At 68.9% G+C, this 7,542-nt stretch carries 4 protein-coding genes; all 4 read right to left on the bottom strand.

Annotated features, from left to right (window positions below; translation table 11 throughout):
- Nucleotides 1–91: 91 nt before the first annotated feature.
- Nucleotides 92–1,057: a TolB family protein gene (locus tag ABT061_RS30930; RefSeq protein ID WP_350924572.1), complete on the bottom strand. Its 966-nt coding sequence runs from the start codon at nt 1,055–1,057 to the stop codon at nt 92–94.
- Nucleotides 1,054–2,316 (bottom strand): MFS transporter, encoded by a 1,263-nt coding sequence (locus tag ABT061_RS30925; protein ID WP_350924570.1) that lies wholly within the window; start codon nt 2,314–2,316, stop codon nt 1,054–1,056. Before ABT061_RS30925 ends, ABT061_RS30930 begins: the two co-directional genes overlap by 4 nt.
- Nucleotides 2,317–3,699 (bottom strand): galactose-binding domain-containing protein, encoded by a 1,383-nt coding sequence (locus ABT061_RS30920; protein WP_350924568.1) that lies wholly within the window; start codon nt 3,697–3,699, stop codon nt 2,317–2,319.
- A gap of 304 nt (nt 3,700–4,003) precedes the next feature.
- Nucleotides 4,004–7,525 carry a DNA polymerase III subunit alpha gene (dnaE, locus tag ABT061_RS30915; protein WP_350924566.1) on the bottom strand — a complete coding sequence of 1,174 codons (3,522 nt, stop codon included), beginning with the start codon at nt 7,523–7,525 and terminating at the stop codon, nt 4,004–4,006.
- Nucleotides 7,526–7,542 lie beyond the last annotated feature (17 nt).

Below are 7,542 nucleotides of genomic sequence, written 5' to 3'. Positions count from 1 at the left end.
CGCAGGCGGCGCCCGGCCGCCCGCCACCGCGTGGTCGCCCCGCCCCCGGTCGCCGGGGGGCCGCCGGACGACCTGGGCCTGGCCGCCGTGGTCACCGGACCACGACCGGGGACGACGCCCCTCTCACCAGCGGGGCCGGGGCACCGGATCCGTCGGCGGGAACCGACCAGACGTCCGGGCCCTTGGCGTACATCACAGTGCGCCCGTCGAGCCACGCCACCTGGTCGTCAACGCTCGCGGTCTCGGCCAGCGGCGTCTCCCGCATCGTCGACAGCTCCAGCATGTGGAGCCGCCACATCCGGCGCGGGTCGGCGGAGACCCGCTTCTTGAACACCAGCCGGGTCCCGTCGGGAGACAGCGACGGGCACTCGGCATTCTCCCTGAGCGCCCGTACCCGCCAGTCGGCGTAGTCGCCCTCGACGAGATAGGTCTTCCCGCCGGTGGCGAGGGTCGCGTAGAACCGGTTGTCGTCGGCGGCGAAGGTCACCCCCCAGTAGTTCACGTCGACCGCGTGGTGACGGCGGCCGTTCAGGGTCAGCGGGATGTCCTCCATGTTGGTGACGGCGTAGCCGGTGCGGGTGTCGAGGATCCCCGTCCACGTGGAGAAGCCGCCCTCGTTATAGGAGTCGCCGGTGACGAACACGGTCCACGACGCCATCCGGCCGCTCTGCGACATCCTCGCCCGGTTCGGGATCCCGGCCAGCCTGATCCGCCGGGTCTCCCGCATGGAGCGGTCGAGGATCACCGCGTCCGTGCTGACCAGCGCCCCGGGCTTGGCGACCAGGCAGATCGAGGTGCCACCCGCCGTGGAGAACCGGTTACAGGCCGGACCCGCGGCGGTGGGGAGGGCCGAGGGGTCACCGAGCGGCACCCCGGCGACCTGGCCGGCGGCCGTGCGGAACATCAGCTGCCCGGCACGGAGCACTCCGCCGTCCGCCACCGGTGCCGAGACCGGGACGGGGTCGCGGCGCGTGGCCCAGGCCGCGTAGCCGGCCGCCGTGCCGCCGAGGACCGCCACCGCGGCGAGCAGCACCGGCAGGCGCCGGATCGGGGTCATGTCCGCCTCCCCACCCGGGGTGGCGCCACTGCCGTTCTCACCGTGTACCTCCTCATCGCGAACCAGGCGCCGAGCACACAGGCCGCGAGACCGGCCGCCATGACGGCCAGTCCCCGGGTGCTTCCCCACATCGTCCAGACGGCGCCGAACAGGACGGATGACAGCAACCGGGTCGTCGCCTGACCGGTCTGGAGCAGGGCCAGGCCGCTCGTACGCAGGTGCTCGGGGAGCATCGGCCCGGCCACGGCCATCAGCACGCCGTCGGTCGCGGCGTAGAAGGTCCCGTGCAGGATCAGCACCGCGACGAGCCATCCCGGTCCGAGCAGCACGAGGTAGGCGGCGATCAGGGCGACGTGCCCGGCCAGGAAGACCGGTACCCGGCCCAGCCGGTCCGCGAGCCGCCCGACGGGCACGGCCAGCAGCAGGTAGACGGCGGCCGTGCCGATCGACAACAGCGGGAAGTACACCGCGTCGATCCCGCCGCGCTTCTGCAGCAGCAGGTAGACGAACGCGTCGCCGACGGTGACCAGGCCGAGGACCGCGGCCACCACGCACACCCGCCGGAACGCCGCGTCGCGCAGCAGCCCCAGCGCGGCGCGCGGCGAGGTGGCCGGGCGCGGGGCGGGCAGCGGCGTGCGCCGGTCACGGACGTACATGGCCAGCAGCAGCACGCCGAGCACGGCCACGCAGAAGCTGACCACGAACACCACGTCGTAGGCCCCGCCGGTGCCCGTCAGGACGGCGAACGCCACCAGCGGGCCAAGCAGCGCGCCGACGGTGTCCATGGCCCTGTGCACGCCGAACGCCTGACCGAGCTTGCCGGCCGGGGCGCTCAGCGAGATCAGCGCGTCACGCGGGGCCGTGCGCAGTCCCTTGCCGGTCCTGTCGACGGCGATCACCACGCCCAGCGCCGCGACCGAGCCGCCCACCGCCGGCAGGGCCGGCTTGCAGAGCGCGGACAGCCCGTATCCGATTCCGGCGATGAGTTTGCGCCGCTGCCACCGGTCGGCGAGGTTGCCCCCGGCGAGGCGGACCAGCGCCGTCACGCCGAAGGAGAGCCCGTCGAGCAGGCCGAACTGCAGCGGGCTGAGGCCGAGGAAGAGCGTCAGGTAGAGCGGCAGCACGGCCGTGACCATCTCCGAGGAGATGTCGGTGACCAGGCTGACCGCCCCGAGCGCGAGCACGTTCCCGGGGACGGCCCAGGAGAGCCGGGGCCGCGGACGTGCTCCGTCCGCGGCCCGGCTTGCCGAGACGTACATCTAGTGGCAGGCGTAGGTGGGGCCGGTGTCCTTGACCGAACCGTCGGTACCGATCAGCTGCCAGGAGAACGCGGCGGGGGCGAAGGTCATCTTGACTACGCCGTAGGTGTCCACCAGCCGCTTCTGGCTGTTGGGCTGGACGTTCGTGATCCCGTACGGTGAGGCGCCGCCCATGCCTCCGAGGATCTCCACCATGCCCTTGGGGTCGGCCTGGGCGTCGGGGTTCTGCGGGGCGAACCGTTCGTAGTGGTGATCGTGGCCGTTGAGCACCAGGTCGGCTCCGGCGTCATAGAGGATCTTCCAGACCGGCTTGCCGACCGGGTCGTTGCCGTGCTCGCCGGAGCTGAACAGCGGGTGGTGCCAGTAGGCGGCGATACAGCCCTTGGTGTTCGCGGCCAGGTCGGCCTTGAGCCAGTTGATCTGGGCCGTCTGGTCGAAGTAGTTGGAGTCAAGGGCGATGAAGTGCCAGTTGCCCCGGTCGTAGCTGTAGTAGGTCTTGCCCTGCGGGGTGGCGATGGAGCCGAAGTAGCCCTTGTATCCCGCGTAGGTTCCGGCCGGGTCGTAGGTCTCGTGGTTGCCCACGGCGGGGCGCGTCTTGCTCTTGAACCTGCCCCACGTCTTGTCGTAGTAGTTCTGGAAGTCCGAGAGCCGGGCGTCGTCGTACTGGTTGTCGCCCATGGTGATGACGAACTCGGGGTTCATCGCCTGGACCTGTGCCGCCGTCTTGGGGTGGACGCAGGAACTGGAGCTCGCGGTGCACTGGGCTGCGATGTCACCGGCGGCCGCGACGACGAAGGTGTCTCCCGGGGGCACCGTCGGGGTCGCTGTCGGGGTCGCTGTCGGAGTGGGGCTGGGCGTGGAGGTGCCGCCGCCGAACACCTGGAACTCATACAGGGAGTAGCCGTAGGAGGTGCCCCTGACGGTGCCGTACATGCGGACGTAGCGCCCGGAGCCCGACAGGCCGGTCAGGTCGTCCTGGCCGCCGTCACCGCTGCTCGTGGAGTAGACGGTGGTCCAGTTCGCGGCGTCGTCGGAGACCTGGATCGTGTACGCCTTGCCGTAGGCGGCCTCCCAGAACAGCTTGACCCGGGAGATCGAGGAGATCACCCCCAGATCGACGCGGATCCACTGGGGATCGCTGCCCTCCAGGGAGGCCCAGCGAGTCGAGGTGAGGTTGCCGTCGACCGCCTTGCCCGAGCTGTAGGAGGAGCCCTCCTTGGACGAGGAGGAGGCGGGCCTGCCCTGCGACAGCAGGGTCTCGGCGGCTTCGGCGCGGCCGGTGGCGACCAGGACCCCGGCAATGAGGACGGTGACCGCCGAGAGGATGAGAAGGAGGCGGTGGGGGACGCGGTGGGGGACGGGGTGAGGCGTGCTTGATGACACGGGCTTGTCTCCTGTGGGGGCTAGAGACGATGATCACGGCGCCCGTCGCGGCGCCGTGCACAACGCGGCCGGGGCAGCACAATCCCTCACTGAGCGCGTCACGTCCCCTCCGGGACGCCGCGCCAAGCCACTCTCCGGCATAGTGACAAGCCGTCGGGGAGACTGTCAACGGAAGTTAGGAAGGTTTCCTAACCTGAAACCTCGCGCACCGGAAAAGCACACGTCGCCGACGGCGTTCCCGCTTCCGGACGGACCACGCCGCATCCGGAAGCGGAGTACCACGGAGGCGACTCGGTGCCCGCTCTCACGCCCCCAGGCAGGCGGGGCCGAGCAACTGCTTCAAATCGCCCATCAGGGCCGGTGAAGGCGACACCCGCAGGCGGTCGTCGAGGCGCATGATGGTGGTCTTGGGGCCGTTGTGCACCTGCAGGTGCACCTCGGTGGTGCCCGGATGGGCGGTCAGCACCTCCTTGAGGCGGCCGACCACCGGCGGGGTGCAGCGGGTCAGGGCGAGGCTGACCGCCAGGGGACCACCGGCCTCACGGGTCAGGTCCGGCGCCGTCACCTCCATGGCGATGATCTTTCCGACGTCCTCGCGCTTGTCCAGGCGGCCCTTGACGAAGACGATGGCGTCCTCGGCGAGCACGGTCGCGCAGAGCTGGTAGGCCGAGGGGAAGATCATCACCTCGATGGCACCCTCCAGGTCCTCCAGCTGGGTCAGCACCCAGGTGTCGCCCTTCTTGGTGACCTTGCGCTGCAGGCCGCTCAGGATGCCGCCGACGGTGACGACCTGGCCGTCGGGACGGTGCTCGTCCTGGAGCGAGGCGATCGAGCAGTCGGCGCCGGAGGCGAGGATGTGCTCCACGCCGAAGAGCGGGTGGTCGGAGACGTACAGGCCGAGCATCTCCCGCTCGAACTGCAGCAGCGTGTTCTTGTCCCACTCGCCCACCGGGATCTGCACGTCGAAGGTCTGGTCCTCGGCGCCCTCGACCGCGCCGAACAGGGAGTCCTGCCCCTGGGCCTCGTTCTTCTTGATGCCGATGATGCTGTCGACCGCCTGCTCGTGGACCATCACCAGGCCCTTGCGCACATGCCCGAACGAGTCGAAGGCACCGGCCTTGATCAGCGACTCGATGACCCGCTTGTTGCAGACGACCATGGGGACCTTACGCAGGAAGTCCTTGAAGTCGGCGAAGCGGCTCTTCTCCTTGCGCGCGGCGATGATCCCGTCGACCACGTTGCCGCCGACGTTGCGGATGGCCGACAGGCCGAACCGGACGTCGGTGCCGCGCGGCGTGAAGTCGAAGTCGGAGTCGTTGACGTCCGGCGGCAGCACCTTGATGCCCATCCGGCGGCACTCGTTGAGATAGAGGGCCGACTTGTCCTTGTCGTCCTTGACCGAGGTCAGCAGCCCGGCCATGTACTCGGCCGGGTAGTTGGCCTTGAGGTAGGCGGTCCAGTAGGAGACCAGGCCGTAGGCGGCGCTGTGCGCCTTGTTGAAGGCGTAGTCGGAGAAGGGCAGCAGGATGTCCCAGAGCGTCTTGATCGCGGCCGCGGAGTAGCCGTTGTCCTTCATGCCCTGCTCGAACGACTCGAACTGCTTGTCCAGCTCCGACTTCTTCTTCTTGCCCATCGCGCGGCGCAGCAGGTCGGCCTTGCCGAGCGAGAACCCGGCGACCTTCTGCGCGATGGCCATGACCTGCTCCTGATAGACGATCAGGCCGTACGTGGTGCCGAGGATCTCCTGCAGCGACTCCTCGAACTCCGGGTGGATCGGGACGATCTCCTGCTGGCCGTTCTTGCGCAGCGCGTAGTTGGTGTGGGAGTTGGCGCCCATCGGGCCAGGCCGGTACAGCGCGCCGACGGCGGAGATGTCCTCGAAGTTGTCGGGCTTCATCAGCCGCAGCAGCGACCGCATGCCGCCGCCGTCCAGCTGGAACACCCCCAGGGTGTCGCCCCTGCCGAGCAGCTCGTAGGTCTTGCGGTCGTCCAGCGGCAGCTTGAGCAGGTCGATCTGCTCGCCGGTGTTGGCCTCGATCATCTTCAGGCAGTCGTCGATGATCGTGAGGTTGCGCAGGCCCAGGAAGTCCATCTTCAGCAGGCCGAGCGTCTCGCAGGTCGGGTAGTCGAACTGCGTGATGATCACACCGTCGGAGTCGCGGCGCATGATCGGGATGTAGTCGGTCAGCACCTCCGCCGACATGATGACCCCGGCGGCGTGCACGCCGGTCTGCCGGATCAGGCCCTCCAGGCCCTTGCCGAGGTCCATCGCCGACTTGACGTCGACGTCCTCCTCGTACAGCCTGCGCAGCTCGCCGGCCTCGTTGTAGCGCGGATGATCTTTGTCGAAGATGCCGGAGAGCGGGATGTCCTTGCCCATCACCGCGGGCGGGAACGCCTTGGAGACCTTGTCGCCCAGCGCGTACGGGTGGCCCAGGACGCGGGCCGCGTCCTTGATGGCAGCCTTCGCCTTGATGGTGCCGAAGGTGGCGATCATGGCGACCTTGTCGGCCCCGTACTTCTCCGTCACGTACCGGATCACGTCGCCGCGCCTGCGCTCGTCGAAGTCGATGTCGACGTCGGGCATGGAGACGCGGTCGGGGTTGAGGAACCGCTCGAAGATCAGCCCGTGCGGCAGCGGGTCGAGGTCGGTGATGCCCAGCGCGTACGCGGCCAGCGAGCCGGCGGCCGAGCCGCGGCCGGGGCCGACCCGGATGCCGTTGTTCTTGGCCCACATGATGAAGTCGGCGACCACGAGGAAGTAGGAGGGGAACCCCATCTGCAGGATGACGCCCATCTCGAACTCGATCTGCGTGCGGTGCTCGGCGTCGACGCCCTCGGGGAAGCGCCGCTCCATGCCCCGCCAGATCTCCTTGCGGAACCAGCTCTCCTCACTCTCCCCCTCGGGCAGGGGGAAGGTCGGCATCAGGTTCTTGAAACCGAACATGCCGCTCGGGTCGACCTTCTCGGCGACCAGCAGGGTGTTGCGGCAGCCCTCGGCCCACAGGTCCGAGGAGTCCACCGCGCGCATCTCGTCGGCGTTCTTGATGTAGTAGCCGCTGCCGTCGAAGCGGAAGCGGTCGGGGTCGGACAGCTGCTTGCCGGTCTGGATGCACAGCAGCGCGTCGTGGGAGGTCGCGTCCGACTCGTAGGTGTAGTGGGAGTCGTTGGTCACCAGCGGCGGGATGCCCAGCTCGCGCGAGATGCGGGTCAGGCCGTCCCGGACCCTGCGCTCGATGTCGAGCCCATGATCCATGATCTCCAGGTAGTAGTTCTCCTTGCCGAACAGCTCCTGGAACCTGGCCGCCGCCGCGACCGCCTCGTCGTACTGCCCCAGGCGCAGGCGGGTCTGCACCTCACCCGACGGGCAGCCGGTGGTGGCCATCAGCCCCTCGGCGTGCTCGGCGAGGATCTCCGCGTCCATCCGCGCCCACTTACGGACGAAGCCCTCGGTGTAGGCGCGCGAGGAGAGCTTCATCAGGTTGCTCAGACCCTTGGCGTTCTTCGCCCAGATGGTCATGTGGGTGTAGTAGCCACCCGCCGAGACGTCGTCGCGCTTCTGGTGCGGCTCGCCCCACAGCACCGGCTTCTTCTGGTGCCGGGAGGCCGGGGCGACGTAGGCCTCGATGCCGATGATCGGCTTGATCCCCGCCCCGGTCGCCTGCTTGTAGAAGTCGTAGGCCCCGTGCATGTTGCCGTGGTCGGTGATCGCGATGGCGGGCATGCCCAGGTCGCCGACCTGCTTGAACATTTGCTTCAAACGGGCGGCTCCATCCAACATGGAGTACTCCGTGTGAACGTGCAGATGCACAAACGAGTCTGACATGCGGCCCCGTCCTCCCC

The organism is Streptosporangium sp. NPDC002544, assembly GCF_040295965.1.
GTDB lineage: Bacteria > Actinomycetota > Actinomycetes > Streptosporangiales > Streptosporangiaceae > Streptosporangium.
Note: the sequence above shows the minus strand (reverse complement) of the source record. Positions and strands in the feature narration are given on the sequence as shown.